At 64.4% G+C, this 20,854-nt stretch carries 18 protein-coding genes; 5 read left to right on the forward strand and 13 right to left on the reverse strand.

Annotation, left to right across the window (positions count from 1 at the left end; all coding sequences use genetic code 11):
- Together Q8R73_RS17160 and Q8R73_RS17165 are read right to left on the reverse strand one after the other, a co-directional pair.
- Positions 1-269: VOC family protein (locus Q8R73_RS17160; RefSeq protein ID WP_305720744.1), on the reverse strand; the 269-nt coding region annotated here is incomplete at its 3' end.
- Positions 266-1,525, reverse strand: a complete 1,260-nt coding sequence (locus tag Q8R73_RS17165) for a Glu/Leu/Phe/Val dehydrogenase (protein WP_305720745.1) — start codon at positions 1,523-1,525, stop codon at positions 266-268. The genes Q8R73_RS17160 and Q8R73_RS17165, both read right to left, overlap by 4 nt.
- A 224-nt stretch (positions 1,526-1,749) precedes the next feature.
- Between Q8R73_RS17165 and Q8R73_RS17170 the strand changes: the two genes are divergently transcribed.
- Together Q8R73_RS17170 and Q8R73_RS17175 are read left to right on the forward strand one after the other, a co-directional pair.
- Positions 1,750-2,661 carry a sugar kinase gene (locus Q8R73_RS17170; protein WP_305720746.1) on the forward strand — a complete coding sequence of 304 codons (912 nt, stop codon included), beginning with the start codon at positions 1,750-1,752 and terminating at the stop codon, positions 2,659-2,661.
- Positions 2,662-2,696: 35 nt separating this feature from the next.
- A complete protein-coding gene (locus Q8R73_RS17175; RefSeq protein WP_305720747.1) occupies positions 2,697-3,611 on the forward strand; it encodes a ribokinase in 915 nt (304 codons plus the stop codon).
- Position 3,612: 1 nt separating this feature from the next.
- On the opposite strand, the gene Q8R73_RS17180 is transcribed toward Q8R73_RS17175, so the two are convergent.
- The 4 genes from Q8R73_RS17180 to Q8R73_RS17195 all read right to left on the reverse strand — a co-directional run bounded on the left by Q8R73_RS17180 (position 3,613) and on the right by Q8R73_RS17195 (position 7,952).
- Positions 3,613-4,893: a TRAP transporter large permease gene (locus Q8R73_RS17180; RefSeq protein WP_305720748.1), complete on the reverse strand. Its 1,281-nt coding sequence runs from the start codon at positions 4,891-4,893 to the stop codon at positions 3,613-3,615.
- Between the two features lie 15 nt (positions 4,894-4,908).
- Positions 4,909-5,478, reverse strand: coding sequence for a TRAP transporter small permease (locus Q8R73_RS17185; RefSeq protein ID WP_305720749.1), 570 nt, complete (start codon positions 5,476-5,478; stop codon positions 4,909-4,911).
- Positions 5,479-5,644: 166 nt separating this feature from the next.
- The gene (locus Q8R73_RS17190) at positions 5,645-6,631 is read right to left on the reverse strand and encodes a sialic acid TRAP transporter substrate-binding protein SiaP (RefSeq protein WP_305720750.1); all 987 of its coding nucleotides are present in this window, start codon (positions 6,629-6,631) and stop codon (positions 5,645-5,647) included.
- 100 nt (positions 6,632-6,731) lie between these two features.
- A complete protein-coding gene (locus Q8R73_RS17195) occupies positions 6,732-7,952 on the reverse strand; it encodes an NAD(P)/FAD-dependent oxidoreductase (protein ID WP_305720751.1) in 1,221 nt (406 codons plus the stop codon).
- 252 nt (positions 7,953-8,204) lie between these two features.
- On the opposite strand from Q8R73_RS17195, the gene Q8R73_RS17200 reads away from it, so the two are divergent.
- Positions 8,205-9,008, forward strand: a complete 804-nt coding sequence (locus Q8R73_RS17200) for an enoyl-CoA hydratase/isomerase family protein (RefSeq protein WP_305720752.1) — start codon at positions 8,205-8,207, stop codon at positions 9,006-9,008.
- Between the two features lie 171 nt (positions 9,009-9,179).
- On the opposite strand, the gene Q8R73_RS17205 is transcribed toward Q8R73_RS17200, so the two are convergent.
- A complete protein-coding gene (locus Q8R73_RS17205) occupies positions 9,180-10,886 on the reverse strand; it encodes an IlvD/Edd family dehydratase (RefSeq protein WP_305720753.1) in 1,707 nt (568 codons plus the stop codon).
- Between the two features lie 77 nt (positions 10,887-10,963).
- Positions 10,964-11,782 carry an NAD(P)-dependent oxidoreductase gene (locus Q8R73_RS17210; protein WP_305720754.1) on the reverse strand — a complete coding sequence of 273 codons (819 nt, stop codon included), beginning with the start codon at positions 11,780-11,782 and terminating at the stop codon, positions 10,964-10,966.
- A gap of 95 nt (positions 11,783-11,877) precedes the next feature.
- Between Q8R73_RS17210 and Q8R73_RS17215 the strand changes: the two genes are divergently transcribed.
- A complete protein-coding gene (locus tag Q8R73_RS17215) occupies positions 11,878-12,843 on the forward strand; it encodes an SMP-30/gluconolactonase/LRE family protein (protein ID WP_305720755.1) in 966 nt (321 codons plus the stop codon).
- A gap of 158 nt (positions 12,844-13,001) precedes the next feature.
- On the opposite strand, the gene Q8R73_RS17220 is transcribed toward Q8R73_RS17215, so the two are convergent.
- Positions 13,002-14,432, reverse strand: coding sequence for an aldehyde dehydrogenase family protein (locus Q8R73_RS17220; protein WP_305720756.1), 1,431 nt, complete (start codon positions 14,430-14,432; stop codon positions 13,002-13,004).
- A 167-nt stretch (positions 14,433-14,599) separates the two neighbouring features.
- Positions 14,600-16,969, reverse strand: coding sequence for a transketolase (locus Q8R73_RS17225; RefSeq protein ID WP_305720757.1), 2,370 nt, complete (start codon positions 16,967-16,969; stop codon positions 14,600-14,602).
- 138 nt (positions 16,970-17,107) lie between these two features.
- Between Q8R73_RS17225 and Q8R73_RS17230 the strand changes: the two genes are divergently transcribed.
- Positions 17,108-17,569, forward strand: coding sequence for an Lrp/AsnC family transcriptional regulator (locus Q8R73_RS17230; RefSeq protein ID WP_305720758.1), 462 nt, complete (start codon positions 17,108-17,110; stop codon positions 17,567-17,569).
- Positions 17,570-17,676: 107 nt separating this feature from the next.
- On the opposite strand, the gene Q8R73_RS17235 is transcribed toward Q8R73_RS17230, so the two are convergent.
- From Q8R73_RS17235 to Q8R73_RS17245, 3 genes are all read right to left on the reverse strand, one after another.
- Positions 17,677-18,849 (reverse strand): fumarylacetoacetate hydrolase family protein, encoded by a 1,173-nt coding sequence (locus tag Q8R73_RS17235; protein WP_305720759.1) that lies wholly within the window; start codon positions 18,847-18,849, stop codon positions 17,677-17,679.
- 83 nt (positions 18,850-18,932) lie between these two features.
- Complete coding sequence (locus Q8R73_RS17240; RefSeq protein WP_305720760.1) at positions 18,933-19,631, reverse strand: class I SAM-dependent methyltransferase; 699 nt, start codon at positions 19,629-19,631, stop codon at positions 18,933-18,935.
- A gap of 129 nt (positions 19,632-19,760) precedes the next feature.
- A complete protein-coding gene (locus tag Q8R73_RS17245) occupies positions 19,761-20,843 on the reverse strand; it encodes a zinc-binding dehydrogenase (RefSeq protein WP_305720761.1) in 1,083 nt (360 codons plus the stop codon).
- Positions 20,844-20,854: the final 11 nt, after the last annotated feature.

Consider the following 20,854-nt stretch of genomic DNA (forward strand, 5'->3'; position numbering starts at 1 on the left):
ATCCTGCCGATATCCCGTGTGCGAAAGCACAGGCTGGCGAGCCCCTCGCCCTGCTCCGCGATGACGCCGCGAATCCGATCCGCGGTGACATCGTCGCCGGAGGGCGACAGCAGTTCCAGCGTCATGTTGTCGAGCGTGAACAGCACCCGTTCGGCGCCGTCGCCGCCGCTGCGCCACGCCGGCGTCCGCGCAAACAGCGTCTGGTAGGCCGTGGCGGCAGCAGCGAGGTCGCTGACGAGTACGACGACGTGGTCGAGCCCTGTGATCACGGAAACAGCCCGCGGGTGTTCTTGGCGGCCCGGACCTTCTCGACGCCGATCGCCATGGCGGCGGTGCGGTGCGGGATCTTGTCGGCCCTGGAGCGCGCCACCATCGCCTCGAAGGCGCGGTCGAGGATATGATATTCGCGCCGCATCACTTCCTCCTCTTCCCAGAACAGCTGCTGCAGATCCTGCACCCATTCGAAATAGCTGACCACGACGCCGCCGGAATTGCAGAGGATGTCCGGAATGAGAAAAATCTCGTCCTGGCGCTTCTCCAGCACCAGATCGGCGTCCGGCGTGGTGGGGCCGTTGGCGCCTTCCGCCAGCACCCGGCATTTCAGGTTTTCCGCGACCCCGGCGTCGATCACGCGTTCCATCGCCGCCGGCACCAGCACGTCGCAGGGCAGCGTCAATATCTGCGCGGGATCGAATTGCAGCTGGCTGGAAAAACCGGCGATGCTGCCATGCGTGCCGGTGTGCCGCATCAGCGCCGGGATATCGAGCCCGGCGGGGTCGTGCAGCGCGCCGGTGTGGTCGCTGACCGCGATCACCTTGAGGCCGAATTGCTGCAGCTCCAATGCTGCGTAGGAGCCGACATTGCCGAAGCCCTGGATCACGGCGGTGGCGCTGCCGAGGCTGATCGACAATTCGCTCAACACCCGCTTGGCGAGATGGGCGACGCCGCGCCCGGTGGCTTCCCGGCGTCCCAGCGTGCCGCCGGACGCCACCGGCTTTCCGGTGACGATCTCGGTCACGGTGCGGCCCTGATACATCGAATAGGTGTCCATGAACCAGGCCATCACCTGCTCATTGGTGCCCATGTCCGGCGCCATCACGTCGGTATGCGGACCGACGAACGGGATCATCTCCTGCATGTAGCGGCGCGACAGCGATTCCAGTTCACGCTTCGAGATGGTCGTTAGATCGACCCGGACGCCGCCCTTGGCGCCGCCATAGGGCAGGCCCACCAGCGCGCATTTCCAGCTCATCCAGATCGCCAGCGCCGCCACCTCGCCGATATCGACGGACGGGGCAAACCGGGTGCCGCCCTTGGTCGGGCCGAGCGTGAGGTGATGCTGCACCCGGTAGCCTTCGAACACCGCGATCGAGCCGTCGTCGCGATGGATCGGACAGGAGACGATCACCGCCCGCTTGGGCAACAGCAGCCGGTCGCGCTCGTCCATCGGGATCGACAGATGATTGGCGATCACCCCGAACTGGTTGACTGCCATCTCGAATACCGGACCGGAATAGACCGTCATCGTTCCCTCGCCTTTTGTCCTGTTGTGAGGAACCTGGAGCCGGCACGGGCCGTTAGCCAGCCGGTACGCCGACGACACCCAGGGACGGTCGTAGGCCGGTCATATGGTTATCTCAAGCGATTAAGATGGCAGCGTGCGAATAATTTCAGCGAATAATCGGCCATGGACGGTGCTAATGTATCGCTGCCGGCCGGGACCACCCCTCAGCCACGACGGAATGATTTATGCAGGCGCTCTTCATCGGACAGACCTATATCGACGTCACCTTCATCACCGACCATATGCCGACCGGCGACGAGAAGCATGTCGCTTCCGCCTACGCGGTCTCGTTCGGCGGCAACGCGGTCACCGCGGCATTCTGCTGCGCCAAGCTCGGCATCATACCCGACCTGATCGCCACCATCGCCAACGACTGGCTGGGACGCATGTTCCAGGACATGAGCGCGAAGTACGGCATCTCGATCCATCCGCGCAAGGTCAATTCCTCGTCGCTGTCCTTCATCATGCCGAAGGACGGCAAACGCGCGATCGTGCGCTGCCGCGACGACGAGCATATCCATCCCTTCCCGCTGTTGAACCTCGGCGGCTGCCGCGCGCTGCATGTCGATGGCCACCAGCCCGACGCCGCGATCCACTACGCCAGACTCTGCCGCGAGGCCGGTATCCTGACCTCGCTCGACGGTGGCGGCCTGCGCACCAACACCCACGAACTGCTTGAATTCATCGACGTCGCCATCGTCGCCGAGCGGCTGTGCGAACAGATGGATATGACACCGGAGAAGATGCTCGATTATCTCAAGAGCCGGGGCTGCCGGGTCGGCGGCGTCACCCAGGGCGAAAAGGGCCTGCTCTGGTATGACGAGACCGGAGCGGTTCGCACCATGCCCGCGCTTCCCATCGCGCCAGAGCGCGTGCTCGACACCAACGGCGCCGGTGACGTGTTTCATGGTGCTTATGTGTTTTCGTATCTCAACAATCCCGGAAAAGGCTGGCACGATCATTTCGAATTTGCCCGCGCGGCCTCGACCTACAAGATCCAGCGCCTCGGCAACGAGGCCGGCCTGCCGACGCTCGCCGACATCGAAGCCGTCAAGCAGGAGTTTCAGGTCGGGCGCAAGAAGGAATTCTGGGATTAGGCAATTCCAGGAATAGAGCAAATCCAGGAATAGACATGGGCCGCGTGTTCGTTGCCGGGAGCATCAACATGGATGTGGTGGCGACGGCCGAGCGCCATCCCCGCATCGGGGAAACCGTCGCGGGCACCGCGCTGCTCTACTTTCCCGGCGGCAAGGGCGCCAACCAGGCGGTGGCCGCCGCAAAACTCGGCGCGCCGACGACGCTGATCGGCCGGCTCGGCAACGATGCGTTCGGCGATCGATTGAAGGCGTTCCTCGCCACGCAGGGAATAGACCTGGGTTTCGTGCAGGCAACCGCAGGCGCCCAGACCGGAACGGCCGTCATCACGTCGGCCAATGCCGACAACACTATCGTCGTCATCCCCGGTGCCAATGCGCTGGTGAACGCCGCCGATTTCGCCTCGCTTGGGATCGCAGAGGGCGACATCGCGGTCAGCCAGTTCGAGATTCCCCTGCCCGCGATCGCCGCGTTCTTCGAGCGGGCCCGGGCCGCGGGTGCGACCACCATCCTCAATCCGGCGCCCGCAATCGCCTGCGGCGCTGAGCTGCTCGAGCTCGTCGACATTCTCATCCTCAATGAGACCGAACTCGGCTTTCTGACAGGGGTCGAGCTTTGCGATACCGACGAGCCCGCCCGATTCGTCGGCGCCGCGCGTTCGCTGCCGATCGGCCGGGGCAAGGTCGTCTGCGTGACGCTGGGCAAGCGCGGCGTGCTGGCACTGATCGGTGGCGAACCACGGATCATCGCGGGCCGAACGGTCAAGGCCGTCGATACCACCGGCGCCGGCGATTGTTTCGTCGGCGCGGTTGCGGCGCAACTCGCCGGCGGCAACCCGATAGGCAACGCACTGGATTATGCCAATGCCGCTGCCTCAATCTGCGTGCAGCGGATGGGTGCGGCGCCGTCCATGCCGACGGCGGCGGAAGTTGAGGCCATCGTTCCCCGCTGAACTACTTCAACATTCCCATCGTGCGCGGCAGCCACAGCGTCAATTCGGGAATCAGCGTGATGGCGATCAGCGATATCAGCAGGGGAACCAGCCACGGCAGGATCGCCATGGTGGTGCGCTCGATCGATAGTTTCGCGATCCTCGACAGGACGAACAGCACCATGCCGAGAGGTGGATGCAGCAATCCGATCATCAGATTGAGCGTCATCATCACGCCGAAATGAACCGGGTGGATGCCGACCTTGAGGATGATCGGCATCAGCACCGGCACCAGAATGCTGATCGAGGCGATCGGCTCCAGAAAGCAGCCGACGATCAGGAGCAGCACGTTGATCAGCAGCAGGATGATGTATTTGTTGTCGGTTAGTTGCAGCAGCGCCTCCGCGCCGGCCTCTGTCAGCCGCGTCGTGGTCAGCACCCACCCGAACAGCGAGGCGGCGGCGACGATCAGCAGCACCCCCGCGGTGGTCTCGATGGTGTCCATCGTGACCTTGTAGAACTGCTTCAGCGACAGCGAACGGTACAGGAAGATGCCGAGCATCAAGGCCCAGGTGCACGCCGCGATGGCGGCTTCCGTCGGCGTGAACCAGCCGAAGGTCATGCCGCCGATGATGATCACCGGCGTCATCAGCGCCGGCAGCGCCGCAAGGAAGGTGCGGCCGAGCACATTCCAGCGAAATGCCTGATCGCGGCCCATCCCGTAACGCCGCGCGTAAAAGCTCACAAACAGCATCATGAAGAGCGTCATGACGACGCCGGGGATGAAGCCGCCGAGAAACAGCGCTCCGATCGATACGTTGCCCATCATGCCGTAGATCACGAACGGCAGCGACGGTGGAATGATCGGACCGAGCGTGGCGGACGCGGCCGTGACACCGACCGCGAATTCGGTGCTGTAGCCATGGTCCTTCATGGCCTTGATTTCGATGGTGCCGATACCCGCAGCATCGGCAATTGCGGTACCGGACATGCCGGCGAAGATCACCGAGCCGAAGATGTTGACGTGGGCGAGGCCGCCCTTCATCCAGCCGCAGGTCGCCACCGCGAAATCATAGATCCGGTTGGTGATCCCGGCGGAATTCATCAGATTGCCGGCGAGAATGAAGAACGGTACCGCCAGCAGCGGAAAACTGTCGAGCCCGCCCGCCATCCGGTGCAGGATCACGAAATCGGGAATCCCCGCGATGAAATGGGTATAGAGCAATGACGAGAACGCCAGCGCGATGAACACCGGAATTCCGGCCAGCAAGGTCGCAAAGAACACGAAGATCAGGATCGGCATCGCTCAGCCCGGCTTTCAATCGGCGTGAATTTGATCGGCGACGTCGGGCGCCCGCCGCCAGCCGTCGCGCGCATTGCGCCAGACCACCTGAATCTGGCGCGCCAGCATCATGAAGCATCCGAGACCGACGAGGCCGTAAACCAGGCTCATCGGAAGATCGAACACGGTCATCGGCTGCGAATGCATCCGCTCGACGATCGTCACGGAAAAATAGGCCAGCAGGCCCATGAAGCCGAGCGTGACGAAATCCACCAGCGCCAGCAGCGCGGACCTGACGGGTCCCGGCCCCATCAGGTTCGACACCAGTTCGACCGCGATATGCGCCTTCTTGCGCGTCACCACCGCGCCGCCGATGAACGTCAGCGCCATCAAGCCGTAGCGCGCGATCTCCTCGGTCCAGGCCAGGCTGTCGTTGAGGATGTAGCGGGTGAAGAACTGCAGGAAGACGATGAAGGCGAGCGCCCAGAACAGCGTGAACGCGATCCAGTCTTCCGGATGGTGCTCGATCACGACCTCTTCGTCCTCGACGACGATCAGGTGAACGTCGTCGATGGGCGCGGCGCTGGTGGGTGGAGTTGTGTTCATCGGCGGGAAGTCCGTTTGCACGATCTGCAACGTCGTCCCCGCGAAAGCGGGGACCCATACTCCGCGGCGCCCGGGATGACAGAGGTGTCTGCCACCTTGCGCTACCGAAACGACACGGCGTATGGGTCCCGGCGTTCGCCGGGACGACGTGTCGATGGCGCCACGACTACTTCAGCGCCTGCAGTGCGTCGTACTGCGCCTGGGTCCAGCCGGCGCCGGCCGAGGCGTCATTGTGCAGCGGGATCGCCGCCTTGCGGAATGCCTCGCGATCGACCTGGACCACGGTCTTGCCGAGCTTGCGCAGCTCATCCGCGATCTTCTGTTCGGACTCCCGGATCTGATCCGAGGATTTTGCCGCCGCCTGCACCAGCACTTCCTCGAACACCTTCTTGTCGGCATCCGACAGTTTCGACCAGACATGCGTACCGGTGATGGTCAGCAGCGATTCAATGATGTGGCCGGTCAGCATGACGTGGCTCTGCACCTCGTAGAACTTCTTGGCCATGATGGTCGGCAGCGGGTTTTCCTGGCCGTCGACGGTGCCCTGCTGCAGCGCCAGATACACTTCGGCGAAGGCGATCGGGGTGGCGTTGGCGCCGACGGATTTCGCCAGCATCAGATAGAGCGGTGCCGGCGGCACCCGCAGCTTCATGCCCTTCATGTCCTCGGGCTTCTTGATTTCCTTGTTGGCGGTGACCATGCGCTCGCCGTAGTAGGTCAGCGCGACGACCTTGTGTTTGGTCTTGTCCTCGTAGCCCTTGGCGATGTCGCGAAACAACTTGCTGTCGCGGTAAGATTTCCAGTGATTGAAATCGCGCACCATGAAGGGCGCGCCGGAGATCGCCAGCGGCTTGTGGATCGAACCGGCGAACGAGGTGCCGGTGTAGATCATGTCCACGGTGCCGAGGCCGAGACCCTCGTTGATCTGGTTCTCGTTGCCGAGCTGGGATGCCGGAAACACCGCGATTTCATACCTGCCGGAGGTGCGCTTCTTGATTTCCTCGGCGGCCCACAGCGCCTGCGTATGATAGGGCTCGGCGACTTCGTAGACATGCGCCCATTTCAGCTTGGTCTGGGCCGACGCCGGACCCGCGATGGCTGCTGCGATAATGAATACCGTCGATAATGCTGCACGGCGTGTCCACACGGACATGGTTCGCTCCCTGAAATTATTGCCTGGGGCCTCGTTGACGGGCCCTCGTACGACAACGTCGCCGATATGAAGTTCGGATGCAAGTGGCGGCAATGCCGACTTAAGTCAGGGCCGCTTTCAGGTCGAAACCTGGATCCGCCGCCTGTTCCGGTTCGATCGAACGGTTCAACGCCAGGATGCGGCGTCCGAACACGTGGTCCGAAGCGCGGTTGATGGACTCGACGCCGACCAGCCGGCTGGACTTATAGCAGAACGCCGAGAACGACCGCTGCGCCGGGTCGCCGCGCACCACCACGTGGTCGTAACCGGTGGTCAGTCCGGCAATCTGCAGCTTGTCGTCGCCCTGGTCGCTCCAGAACCAGGGCTGACCATCATAGGTCCTGGCGTCGCCGGTCAGACGCGCCGCCACGCAGCGCGCCTGATCGGTGGCGTTCTGTACCGACTCCAGCCGCAGCGTGGCGCCGAAGCGCGGACTGACGAACAGCGCGCAATCGCCGATCGCCGAGATGTCGGGGTCCGAGGTCAGCAGTTGCTCGTCGGCGATGATGCCCGACGCCACCTTCAAGCCGGCGTCGCCGGCCAGTTCGACATTGGGCAGGACACCGACGCCGACCACGACCAGGTCCGCCGGGATATGGCGCCCGTCGCTGAGGCTGACCCCGGTGACGCGGCCGTCTTCACCCTCGATGGCGGTCGCCTGCACGCCCAGATGGATGCGGATACCGGCAGCAGTGTGCCTGGCTTGAAAATATTCCGAGATTTCCGCGGTCACCGCGCGGGCCATGACGCGGGCGCCGAGTTCGACCACATCCACCTCGAGGCCCCTTGCCCGCGCAGTGGCGGCGAATTCCAGCCCGATGAAGCCGGCGCCGATCACCACGACGCGCTGGCCCGACCCGATCCGCTGGCGCAGCGCTTCGCTTTCGTCAAGCGTTCGCAGGTAGCGTACGTCCTCGAGACCGGCGTTGGGAATATCGAGCAGGCGATTGCGCGCGCCGGTCGCCAGCACCAGGTGCCAGTAATCGAGCGCGGCGCCCGATTCGAGTTTCACCGTTCGCGCGCTGCGATCGATCGCGACGGCGCGGTCGGCGATCAACTCGATGGTCTGGTCGCGGTAGAATTTGTCCGGCCGGAACATCAGGCTGTCGGGCCGGCCCTCGCCCTTCAAATAGGCCTTCGACAAAGGCGGCCGCTGGTACGGCAGGTGGGCCTCATCGTTGAGCAAACAAATGCGCCCGGCAAAGCCATGCTGGCGCAGCGACGCCGCGACCTGAAAACCGGCGTGGCCGGCGCCGACAATGACGACCGATCCCTGCGTCATCGGAACAACCCAACTGGAAGGGCACAGGGATTACCCATGTCAGCTCCTTGATATCAGCCGATTTGGTGCTTGCCCGTCTCATCCCGGGTGGCGGCGCTCGTGGCCGCATCTTGCAGGATGGGGGCATCGCTCGACCTCATGGCTCATGCATGAGGATCGGCAGCAAACCTTGCAGACTTCGCCGGGATTGTCACCTGTCCCCTTCTGCGATTTAAATGCCCGCGCCCCCTAACCCCCTCGAGGTCTCCCGCAATGCCGACCCCCGTTCCGGCTACCGCCTCCCCCGACGATCCGGCGCTGCTCAGGATCGACGGCGCGATCGCCACCATCACGCTCAACCGGCCCGCCGCCTTCAACTCGATCGACCTTTCGATCGCCAAAAAGCTCGAACAGCTCGGCGCCGAGGTCGAGGCCAATGACGAAATCCGGGTGCTGGTGATCGAGGGCGAAGGCCGCGCCTTCAGCGCCGGAGGGGATTTGCAGACCATCGGAGCCGCCGCTGAGGCGGATACCATCGCACCCGTGGTCGGCGAACTGCTCAAGCACTATCATGCCTTCATCGAGACCCTCAGGCGGATGCCCAGGATCGTGCTGTCGAGCGTCCACGGCTCCGCCGCCGGCGCCGGCATGGGGCTGGCCTTCGTCGCCGATCTCTGCATCGCCGCCGACACCGCCCGCTTTACGCCGGCCTATGCCAAAATCGGTGTCTCGCCGGACGGCGGCAGCACGGTGGGTATGGTCGGCACGGTCGGCGTCCGGCGCGCCTTGCAGATTTTTCTCAGCGAGGACAGTTTTTCCGCGCAGCAGGCCCATGAGTGGGGCCTGGTCGCCAAGGTCGTTCCGGTGGCCGAACTGAAAGCGGAAACGCGAAAGTTCGCCGAGCGGCTGGCACAGAATCCGCCGGCCGCCATCGCGGGCACCAAGTCGCTGGTCTACCAGGCCGCGGTCACCCCGACCAAGCAGCAGCTCGACGCCGAGGAAACCAAGATCATCGACGCCATGCACACGGATGATTTTCGCATGGCGGTGAAGAAATTCACGAGCAAGGGAAAGTAAAGGCAGAGCCGGCTCATAGACAGCTGTCATCATCCGAAGGCGGATGATCCAGTACGCCGCGGCGTCTCGGCCCAATCGCGTAGCTGCGCGTTCCAACCTCATCCTGAGGAGCCGCGCGCGCTTTGCGCGGCGTCGGGAGCGGGGTGGTACGAGAAGCGACGAGGACCGCCGTCAGCCCTTCCCCTGGCCGCGCATGAAATCGAAATCACAGCCTTCGTCGGCCTGAAGGATGGTTTCGTTGAACAGATGCGCATAGCCGCGCCTGGCCCAATCCGGCGTTGTCGCGGGCGCCAGCGTCGCCTGCCGCCTGGCAAGCTCGGCCGCATCGACCAGCAGATCGATGCTGCGCTTTGCGACGTCGAGCCGGATCATGTCGCCGTTCCGCACTAGCGCCAGCGGGCCTCCGACCGCGGATTCCGGCGTGATGTGCAGCACGATGGTGCCGAACGCGGTGCCGCTCATGCGCGCATCCGAAATCCGCACCATGTCCTTGACGCCGCCGCGCGCGAGCTTCTTCGGGATCGGCAGATAGCCCGCCTCCGGCATGCCCGGCGCGCCCTTGGGGCCGGCATTGCGCAGCACCAGCACGTCGTCGGCGTTGACGTCGAGATCGGGATCGTCGACCCGCAGCGTCATGTCCTCGACGGATTCGAACACCACGGCGCGGCCGGTGTGCTGCAGCAGCTTCGGACTCGCCGCCGAATGTTTTATGACCGCGCCGCGCGGCGCCAGATTGCCGTGCAGCACCGCCATCGCGCCTTCCGGCTTGATCGGACTGTTTCGCGCGCGGATCACGTCCTGGCCCGGCACTTCCTCGGCGGCGGCGACCACATCGCGCAGGGTCGCGCCGGTGATCGTTTTGGCATCGAGGTCGATCAGGTCGCCGAGTTGCGCCATCAGTTTCGGCAGCCCGCCGGCATGATGAAAATGCTCCATGTAATGATCGCCCGACGGTTTCAGGTCGATCAGCACCGGCACCTCGCGGCCGAGCTCGTCAAAGCCTTCCAGATCGATGCGGTGCTCGGTGCGGTTGGCGATCGCGGTGAGATGGATCAGGCCGTTGGTCGAACCGCCGATCGCCTGCAGCACCACCTGCGCGTTGCGGAACGAGGCCCTGGTCAGGAACTCGCTGGGCTTCGGTCCCTTGGCCTTCGCCATCCCGGCGGCGACCTTGCCGCTGGCTTCGGCGGAACGAAAGCGCTCGGCATGCGGCGCCGGAATCGTCGCGCTCATCGGCAGCGACAGGCCCAAAGCCTCGGTGATGCAGGCCATGGTGGAGGCGGTGCCCATTACCATGCAGGTGCCGACCGACGGCGCGAGCCGGCCGTTGACCGCCTCGATCTCGACATCGTCGATTTCTCCGGCGCGGTATTTTCCCCACAGCCGCCGGCAATCGGTGCAGGCGCCCAGCACCTCGCCCTTGTGATGCCCGACCACCATCGGCCCGACCGGAATGACGACGGTGGGCAGATCGGCGCTGAGGGCTGCCATGATCTGCGCCGGCAGCGTCTTGTCGCAGCCGCCGATCACGACGACGGAGTCCATCGGCTGGGCGCGGATCATCTCCTCGGTATCCATCGCCATCAGGTTGCGCAGATACATCGAGGTCGGATGCGCGAAACTCTCGGCGATCGAGATGGTCGGGAACACCATCGGCATCGCGCCCGCCAGCATCACGCCGCGCTTCACCGCTTCGATGATCTGGGGCACGTTGCCGTGACAGGGATTGTAGTCGCTGTGGGTGTTGGTAATGCCGACAATGGGACGGTTCAGCGCGTCGTCGGAATAGCCCATCGCCTTGATGAAGGCCTTGCGCAGAAACAGCGAAAAGCCGGCATCGCCGTAACTGGTCAAACCCTTGCGAAGCCCGTCGGCCATCGTGCCTGTTCCTTGCTGTTCTGTTTCGCCCACTTATGAAGTCCGCGGAATTATTGTCAATGACGGCCCAAGAGCCGTCACTTCCAATCGATGATCCGCCCCATATCGCCATCGAACTCCATGCCGCAGAACGCGCCGCCCTGGTAGAAGTCGCTGACCGGATCGGGCGGCAGTTTCGCCTGCTCCGCCATCGCATGCTCGCGAAAATCCTCGCCGCGGCCGGTCGGGCGATAGCCGAGGTCGTAGGCGCGGTGATTGTCCCACCAGGCACGTTCGTTGTAGGAGGCGCCGTAGAGGATCTCAAAATGGATGCCGGGATGGTCGAGGCCGATGCGGCAGAGTTGCACCAGGTCTTCCGGCTTCAGCCAGATCGACAGCCGGCGGTGATCGAGCGGCCTTTCGCCGAAATTGCCGATGCGCAGGCAGGTGACGCCGAGCCCGTGCTTGTCGGCATAGAGCGCGCCGACCGCCTCGCCGAACACCTTGCTGACGCCGTAGCGGCTGTCGGGCCGCGCCGTCACGTCGGTGCCGATGCGGTGATGGCGCGGATAGAAGCCGACTGCGTGGTTCGACGACGCGAACACGACGCGCTTGACGCCCTTCCTGCGCGCCGCCTCGAACAGATTGTAGCAGCCGATGATGTTGGACTGCAGGATATCGTCCCAGGCTCCTTCGACCGAAAATCCGCCAAAATGCAAAATGCCGTCGACGCCCTCGCAGATCGCCTCGACCTGCGCGAGGTCGGCCAGATCCGCCGCCCTGAATTTCTCGCCTGCACCGAGATCGGCGGGCGCCTTCAGATCGCTGAGCAGCAGATCCGGATAGACCGGCGGCAATAATTTGCGCAGGCTCGTGCCGATCCCGCCGGCGGCGCCGGTCATCAATATGCGTGGCATTTCTTCCCTCGTTGCTGCAACCGATTTGCGGTCGTCGACCGACAATGATAGCAAACCAGAACGCGAGGAAACGCAACAAGCAACGAGAACAGCAAATGTCCGAGGCAGCACCCCGCGCCGGCTGGCAGCCGGCGACCTGTTATCCCGATCCCGCGATTCACGCGCTCGATCCGCGGTTCGAAAAATACTGGTGGAAACTGTCGGCGGTGGAGCGGCTGACCACCGGGCTGCGCTGGGCCGAGGGCCCGGTGTGGTTCGGCGACGGGCGCTATCTGTTGTGCAGCGACATTCCCAACCAGCGCATCATCAAGTGGGAGGAGGAAACCGGCGCGGTCAGCATCTTCCGCAAACCGTCGGGTTTCGCCAACGGCAACACCCGCGACCGCCAGGGCCGGCTGGTCACCTGCGAGCATGGCGGACGGCGCGTGGTGCGAACCGAGTATGACGGCGCCATCACCGTGCTGATGGATTCGTTCGACGGCAAGCGGCTCAATTCGCCGAACGATGTCGTGGTCAAATCCGACGGATCGATCTGGTTCACCGATCCGGTATTCGGCCTGCTCGGCAATTACGAGGGCTACAAGGCCGAGTCCGAGATCGACATGAACGTCTACCGGATCGACGGCGACACCGGCAAGGCCGGCATCGTCGCCGAGGGAATTCTGGGGCCGAACGGGCTGTGCTTCTCGCCGGACGAGAAAATTCTCTACATCATCGAATCGCGAGGCGTGCCGACCCGCAAGATCCTGGCGTATGACGTCGCAGCCGGCGGCGACAGGCTTTCCAACAAGCGCGTGTTCGCCGACGCCGGCACCGGTACGCCCGACGGCATGCGCGCCGACATCGACGGCAATCTGTGGTGCGGCTGGGGCATGGGCGATCCCGAACTCGACGGCGTCGTGGTGTTCGCGCCCGACGGCGTCATGATCGGCCGCATCGCGCTGCCCGAACGCTGCGCCAATCTGTGTTTCGGCGGGTTGCAGCGCAACCGCCTGTTCATGGCGGCGAGCCAGTCGATCTACGCGCTGTATGTCAACACGCAGGGCGCACCGGGGGGATAGGCGCCGAAATCGTAGGGTGGGCAGAGCGAAGCGTGCCCACCATCCTGCATCACCCGTTGTTGGTGGGCACGGCGCAAGCGCGCCTTTGCCCACCCTACGCAAAAACGCCGGGGCGGAATGATCCGCCCCGGCGCTTCAATCTCGCTTGGCGTAAAGACTTACGCGGCGTTGTAGCCGGCGACTGCCTTGACCTCGAGATACTCTTCCAGGCCGTATTTGCCCCACTCGCGGCCGTTGCCGGACTGCTTGTAGCCGCCGAACGGCGCGGTGCGGTCGTTGGGCATGCCCTGCAGGTTGACGTTGCCGGCGCGGATGCGGCGGCCGACCCGGCGCGCGCTCTCGACGGTGTCGGCGGAGACATAACCGGCGAGACCGTAGGGCGTGTCGTTGGCGATCTTGACGGCTTCTTCCTCGTCCTTGGCGCCGAGAATGGTGAGCACCGGTCCGAAGATTTCCTCGCGGGCGATCGTCATGTCGTTGGTGACATCGGCGAAGATGGTCGGGCGCACGTAGAAGCCCTTGTTGACGCCTTCCGGCAGGCCGGGGCCGCCGGCAACCAGGGTGGCGCCTTCGTCGATGCCCTTCTGGATCAGGGTCTGGATCTTGTCCCACTGGATGCGGGACACGACCGGGCCGATGGTGGTGCCTTCGGCGCGGGGATCGCCGGCCTTGGTCTTGTCGGCCACACTTTTCGCGATCGCGGCGACTTCCTTCATCTTCGACAGCGGCACGATCATGCGGGACGGCGCGTTGCAGGACTGTCCGGAGTTGTTGAACATGTGCATGACGCCGCCGGTGACGGCCTTGGCGAGATCGGCGCCTTCCAGGATGACGTTCGGCGACTTGCCGCCGAGTTCCTGGCTGACCCGCTTGACGGTCGGTGCAGCGCGCTTGGCGACATCGACGCCGGCGCGGGTCGAGCCGGTGAACGAGATCATGTCGATATCGGGATGCTCGCTCATGGCGGCGCCGACCTCGGGGCCGAGGCCGTTGATCAGGTTGAAGACGCCCTTCGGCACGCCGGCCTCATGAAGGATTTCCGCGAAGATCAGTGCCGAGGTCGGGGTGAATTCCGACGGCTTCAGGATCATGGTGCAGCCGGCGGCGAGCGCGGGCGCGACCTTGCAGGCGATCTGGTTGAGCGGCCAGTTCCACGGCGTGATCATGCCGATGACGCCGACCGGTTCGCGCACCACCATGGCGGAGCCGACCGGCTCCTCGAAATGATAGTTCTTCAGCACTTCCAGCGTGGAGGCGATATGGCCGAGGCCGGCGCCGGCCTGCAGTTTTTCCGCCATCGGCAGCGGCGCACCCATCTCGTCGGAGACGGCGGCGCCGATGTCCTTCATGCGGGTCTTGTAGACCTCCATGACCTTGGTAAGCAGCGCGACGCGCTCTTCGCGGGTGGTCTGCGAATAGGTCTCGAAGGCCCGCCTGGCAGCGGCCACCGCCTTGTCGACGTCGGCCTTGGACCCCAGCGCAACCTCATACATCGCCTCTTCGGTCGCCGGATTGACGACCGGGGTGGACTTCTTGACGGCGGGATCGACCCAGGCGCCATCGATGTAGAATTGCATGCGGTTGACCATCGGAAACCTCTTTATTTCGAAGCAAAGGGAGGGGAACGGACCGTTCGGCAGGCATCCTTGCACGAAAGCCGGGGGAATTGAACCGCCATATGCGGGACGCCGCGATGCGGCAGGCGCGGAATATAGGGTGAGGTTCGCGAAGGAAGCAAGGCACGCCGTCCGGCGAACTACACCGCCATCTTCCTGTGCCGCACCGGGGCGCCCGCCGTCAGGCTTTCCGCCGCGTCGATGATGGCGTTGGCGTCCATGCCGTGGTGGCGGTAAAGGTCGCCGATGGTGCCGGTTTGGCCGAAATGCTCGACGCCGAGTGCCTCGACGCGGTGGCCGCGCACGCTGCCGAGCCAGCCCAGCGTCGCCGGATGGCCGTCGATGACAGTGACGATGCCGCAGTCGCGCGGCAGCGGCGCCAGCAATTTCTCGATATGGCTGAGATGCGCCACCCCGCGGCGGTCGCGGCGCAGTTTGCGCGCCGAGGTCCAGCCCGCGTGCAGCCGGTCGGCCGAAGTGATCGCGAGCAGGCCGACATCCCTGCGGCTCTCGCCGATCAGGCCGATCGCCTCGATCGCTTCCGGCGCCACCGCGCCGGTATAGGCGACCACCGCCTCGCAGTTCTCGCCGGGCTTGCGCAGCCAATAGGCGCCATCGGTGATGCCGCGTTGCAGCTCCGGCGTCATGATCCGCTGCGGCTGGTCGACCGTGCGGGTCGACAGCCGCAAATAGACCGAGCCGCCCTCGCCTGCCCCCTCGCGCTGCATGTGCTGGAAACCCCAGCCCATGATCACGGAGAGTTCATCGACGAAGGCCGGTTCGAACGAGGCGAGGCCATCCTGCGCCATGCCGATCAGCGGCGTGGCGATCGACTGGTGCGCGCCGCCTTCCGGGGCCAGCGTAACGCCCGACGGCGTCGCCGCCACCATGAAACGCGCGTCCTGGTAACAGGCGTAGTTCAGCGCATCGAGCCCGCGCTGGATGAAGGGGTCGTACAGGGTGGCAACCGGCAGCAGCCGTTCGCCATTGATGGCATGCGACAGCCCCAGCGCCGACATCAGGATGAACAGGTTCATCTCGGCAATGCCGAGTTCGATATGCTGGCCCTTGGGCGAAAAGTCCCAGTTGAAGGTCGATGGAATCTTCTCGCTGCGGAACAGATCGGCCTTCTCGGCACGTGCGAACAGCCCGCGGCGGTTGACCCAGGCGCCGAGATTGGTCGACACCGTGACATCCGGCGACGCGGTGACGATGCGCGCGGCCAGTTCGCTGTCGCCGCGCGCGAGTTCGTTGAGCACCAGCCCAAATCCCTGCTGCGTGGACATCTGCGGCGACGTCTTGAAGGACAGCCGCTCGGGCACCTCGATCACGGGAGCGCTCAGCCTGCGGCGACCGTCGCGGTTGAACGGCGCGTCCGCCAGAAAGGCCTCCAGCACCGCCGGATCCTGCGCCAGGCCCTCGAACTTCTCCCACTCATGCCCGCTGCGGATGTTCTGCGCGGCGCGCCACTTCTCCATCTGGGTTGGCGTCATCAATCCGGCATGGTTGTCCTTGTGGCCCTGGAACGGCAGGCCGACGCCCTTGATGGTGTAGGCGATGAAGCAGACCGGACGATCATGGTCGATCTGCTCGAACGCCTCGATCATGCTGGCCATGTCGTGTCCGCCGAGATTGGACATCAGCGCCAGCAGCTCGTCGTCGCTGCGCCGTCCGATCAGTTGCGACACCGCGCCCTGGTCGCCGATCTCGTCGTCGAGATGTTTTCGAAATGCCGCCCCGCCCTGGAAGCACAGCGCCGCATACATCGCGTTCGGGCAGGCGTCGATCCAGCCTTTCAGGGCCTCGCCGCCGGGCTCGGCGAATGCCGCCTGCATCAGCCGTCCGTATTTCACGATCACCACGTCCCAGCCGAAATTGCGGAACATGGATTCGAATTTTTCCCACAGCCCCTCGCGCACCACGGCGTCGAGGCTCTGCCGGTTGTAGTCGACCACCCACCAGGTGTTGCGCAGGCCATGCTTCCAGCCCTCCAGCAGCGCCTCGAAGATATTGCCCTCGTCCATTTCGGCGTCGCCGACCAGCGCGATCATCCGCCCTTCCCGGCGATCCTTCATCCAGCCATGCGCCTTGACGTAATCCTGCACCAGCGAGGAGAACAGCGTCTGCGCCACGCCGAGCCCGACCGAACCGGTGGAAAAATCGACGTCGTCGGTGTCCTTGGTCCGCGACGGATAGGATTGCGCGCCATTGAACCCGCGAAAATCTTCCAGCTTCTCGCGGGTCTGGTGCCCGAACAGATACTGGATGGCGTGGAACACGGGGCTGGCATGCGGTTTCACCGCGACGCGGTCCTCCGGCTTCAGCACCGAGAAATACAGCGCCGACATGATGTTGGCGAGCGAGGCCGACGAGGCCTGGTGGCCGCCGACCTTCAGCCCGTCGGCATTGGGCCGGATGTGGTTGGCGTGATGGATGGTCCACGACGACAGCCACAGCACCTTGCGGGCCAGCGCGGACAGGGTTTCGAGGCGTGCGGGATCGATCGGCATGGCAATACTCCCGGCAGGGCGAAATATCCGGGAATGTTAGCGCTTCAGCCGTCGTCAAAAATCTCAAATTTCCGCGACATACCTGCCAATATTGGGATAAAATACCAATGCACAGTCCAAAGGATCGAGTTTATCCCAATGCACGCACTTGATGCCATCGACCGCAAGATCCTCGCCCAGCTGCAATCCGACGGCCGCACCACCATGCAGGAGCTCGCCGACAAGGTCGGCCTGTCGGTGTCGCCGTGCCATCGAAGGGTGAAACTGCTGGAACAACGCGGCGTCATCACCCGCTATATCGCGACCGTTGACCAGAAATCCCTCGGTCTCCACGTCAGCGTCTTCATCTCCATCAAACTGGCGCGGCAGAAGGAGGAAGACCTCAACCGCTTTGCCAGGGCGATCTCGAAGTGGGACGAGGTGCTGGAATGCTATCTGATGACCGGCAACCGCGATTATTTGCTGCGCGTGGTCGCCGCCGATCTCTCGTCCTACGAAGCGTTCCTGAAAAACAAGCTGACGCGGCTCGACGGCATCGCCTCGATCGAATCGAGCTTTGCGCTGAGCCAGGTGAAATACTCGATCGCGCTGCCGGTGTAATCCGCGCTCACTCCGTCGTCCCGGCGAACGCCGGGACCCATAATCCCGGTCGTCTGTTGTTGAAGGAAGCCGTCGAGTCCCCGTTCCAACTGCCGAATGTTGTACTCCTACAGAATCTTCCGCTTCGCCAGGTTGCGCATCAGTTCACCGATGCCGAAGGTCCAGGGCTCGCACTCATCGCTTGAGCGCATGCGGTTGACCAGCTTGCCGAGCTGCGGCGCCGATATCGTGACGATATCGTCGCGCTTGTGCGTAAACCCCTCGCCCGGCGCATCGCGGTCCTTCACCGGCGCGAACATGGTGCCGAGGAACAGCGCGAAGCCATCGGGATATTGGTGCACCGGCCCGATGGTCTGGGCCACCAGGTCGGTAGGATCGCGGCTGATCTTGCTGATCGACGAATACCCGTCGAGAACGAAACCATCCTGCCCCTTCACCGTCAACCCGACGTCCATCTTGCGGACGTCGTCGAGCGAAAAGCTGGTGTCGAACAGCCGCAGCAGCGGGCCGACGGCGCAGGAGGCGTTGTTGTCCTTGGCCTTCGACAGCAGCAGCGCCGAGCGGCCCTCGAAGTCGCGCAGATTGACATCGTTGCCGAGCATCGCGCCGACGATCGCGCCGCGGCTCGACACCACGATCACCACCTCCGGCTCCGGATTGTTCCAGGTCGATTTCGGATGCAGGCCGGCATCCATGCCGGATCCGACCGAGGACAGCGTCGGCGCCTTGGTGAACACTTCCGCATCGGGACCGATGCCTACCTCGAGATACTGGCTCCAGGCGTTCTGATCGATCAGCACCGCCTTCAGCTTCATGGCTTCCGGCGACCCCGGCTTGAGTTTCGAGAGGTCGTCCCCAACCAGCCGCACCACTTCCTTGCGGATCGCATCCGCCGAGGCCGGGTTGCCGCGCGCCCGCTCTTCGATCACGCGCTCCAGCATCGAGATCGCGAAGGTGACGCCCGCCGCTTTCAGGACCTGCAGGTCGAGCGGCGCCAGCAGCCAGGGTCTTGTCCCGTCGCGGCGATCGGGCGGCGTATTGGCAAGGATGCTTTCGAGATCGCCGATCCGCTCTCCTGCGGCTCCCCGCAGCGCTTCCGCCGGGTTGGTCTCCTCGCAGAGTGCGCTCACGGTAGGGAAACGCGCGCTGACATCGAATACGCCGTCCGGGCGAACCGCGACGACGGCCGGGCCTGCCAGATCGGGCAGCCAGACCCGCCCCACCAGCGTGCCGCGGGTGCCGTCTTCCGGCAGGAGGTCCTTTGAGGTCAGCGCGATCATGTTTCGTCTCCCGTTACGACCGATTTCATTCACTCTACCGTCATGGCTTCGCAATTGGCCAGATCGGCAAACGCGGTCTCGCCTCAGTGCGGAATTTGCGCAAGCTGCCACACGCCAAGACTCTTGTCGCGCCAGCCGCCGCCCGCCTCGAGGCAATTTTCGTTGAGCAGTTCGACCGGCGGCCCCCAATTGAAGGGCGCGCGTTCGAAATTCAGCGCACGCCAGTCGCCGTCCTCGCAATCGGCATTGCCTTGCCAATCCGGAAACGTGGTCGCAATCAGCCAGGTCGCGCCGGACGCCCGAAAATTCGACACGGCGTGACCGATATTGGCGAACGACAGATGCACGAGGCAATCCCGGCACAGGATGGCATCGCACCGCGGCAGCACATCCACGGTGATATCGGCGAGATGATATTCTCCCCTGATCTCGCCGGCGGTGGCGCGGGCCTGCAGATTGTCAATCAGTGAAGGTACGATGTCGATGCCGACATAGCGCACGCCGAGATCGGCCTGGTTGATCCAGCCGGCATCGCCGCAGGGCGCATCGAGCAGCGAAGTCACGCCGAGCCTTTGAAAAAGTCCGGACAATTCCGCGCGCAGCACCGCGGTGGCGTCCAGCTCCGAGCCGAGCCCCGAGGTGGATGCCACAGCGCCCCACAGATTGGTGTCGTGAATGCGCCGGAAGCGCTGCGCCAGATCGAGGCCCGCGAAGGATTCCCGGTCATTGACAAAACGCTGATGCGCCAGCACCGGAGGACGATCGGTATCATCAGGGGTCATGGCGCATCATACCCCACCATCCTCACCCTGAGGAGCGTCCACCTGGACGCGTCTCGAAGGGTGAGAGAAAGGGGCTCTCATGGTTCGAGACGGCGCGAGGGCGGCTCCTCACCATGACGCTGAAAAAACCTACCGCCATGGCTCGACAACGATCTTGGTATGCCGCTCCGGATTGGCGAGATCGGCAAACGCCTGGGCGACGCCGTCGATGCCGACGGTCGCTGTGACCAGCGCGGCGGCATCGACTTCGCCTTCCGCGATCAGGCGCAGCGAATGGGCGAATTCGTCCGGCGTATAGCCCAGCACATATTGAACGTTGAGTTCCTTCATGATGCCGAGCATCGGTTCGCAGCGGTCGGTTTCCATGCAGACGCCGACCACGACGATGCGGGCGTCGCGCGGCGCCCCCTCGAACACCTGCTGAATCAGGCCGGGGATGCCGACGCATTCGAAGATAAGCGCCGGCTTGAGCGCCGGCAGCAAGGCCTGCAGCGGCGGCCGCGCCGCCTTCTGCTCCGGCGACATCGCGGCGTGCTCGGCCCAGGTCGCATAAGGCTGCGACCGCGCGGGATCGACGACGATGTCGGCGCCCATCCTTTCGGCCAGCGCACGGCGCGCCGGTGAATAATCCGCGGCGATGATCGGGTGCAATCCCTTCAGTTTCAGCGCCGCAATCACCGCCAGCCCGACCGGGCCGCAGCCGATCACCAGCGGCACCTCGTCGCCGCGGATATTGGCCTTGGCGACGGCATGCACGCCGACCGCGAGCGGCTCAGTCAGGGCGGCATGCTCGGCCGCCAATCCGTTCGGCACCTCCAGCAGCAGCGCCTCGCTGAGCAGCATGCGCTCGGCATAGCCACCGGGATTGTCGTTGGAATAGCCGATGCCTTGCGGGCCTTCCGCGGTCAGCAGCGCCGGCAGCGAGCAGACGCGGGTGCCGGCTTTCAGCTTGCGCGCGGTGCCCGGCCCGTAATCGAGGATCTCGCAGCAGAATTCATGGCCGAATACGATGTCGCGGGAAAGGTCCATCGGCTTGCGGCCGGGGAAATGTCTTGCGAGTTCGACCATGCGATGCGCGTGCTTGCGGGCGTGCAGGTCGGAGCCACAGATGCCGCAGGCCAGCGTCCTGACCAGCACCTGCCCGGACGCCGGTTTCGGCTCCGGCAGCGTGTCTACGACGATCTCGCCGTTCCTGAAAATCGCAGCGCGCATCGGCGTTTCCT

It is taken from the genome of Bradyrhizobium sp. (assembly GCF_030697065.1).
In the GTDB taxonomy this organism is placed as follows: domain Bacteria; phylum Pseudomonadota; class Alphaproteobacteria; order Rhizobiales; family Xanthobacteraceae; genus Bradyrhizobium.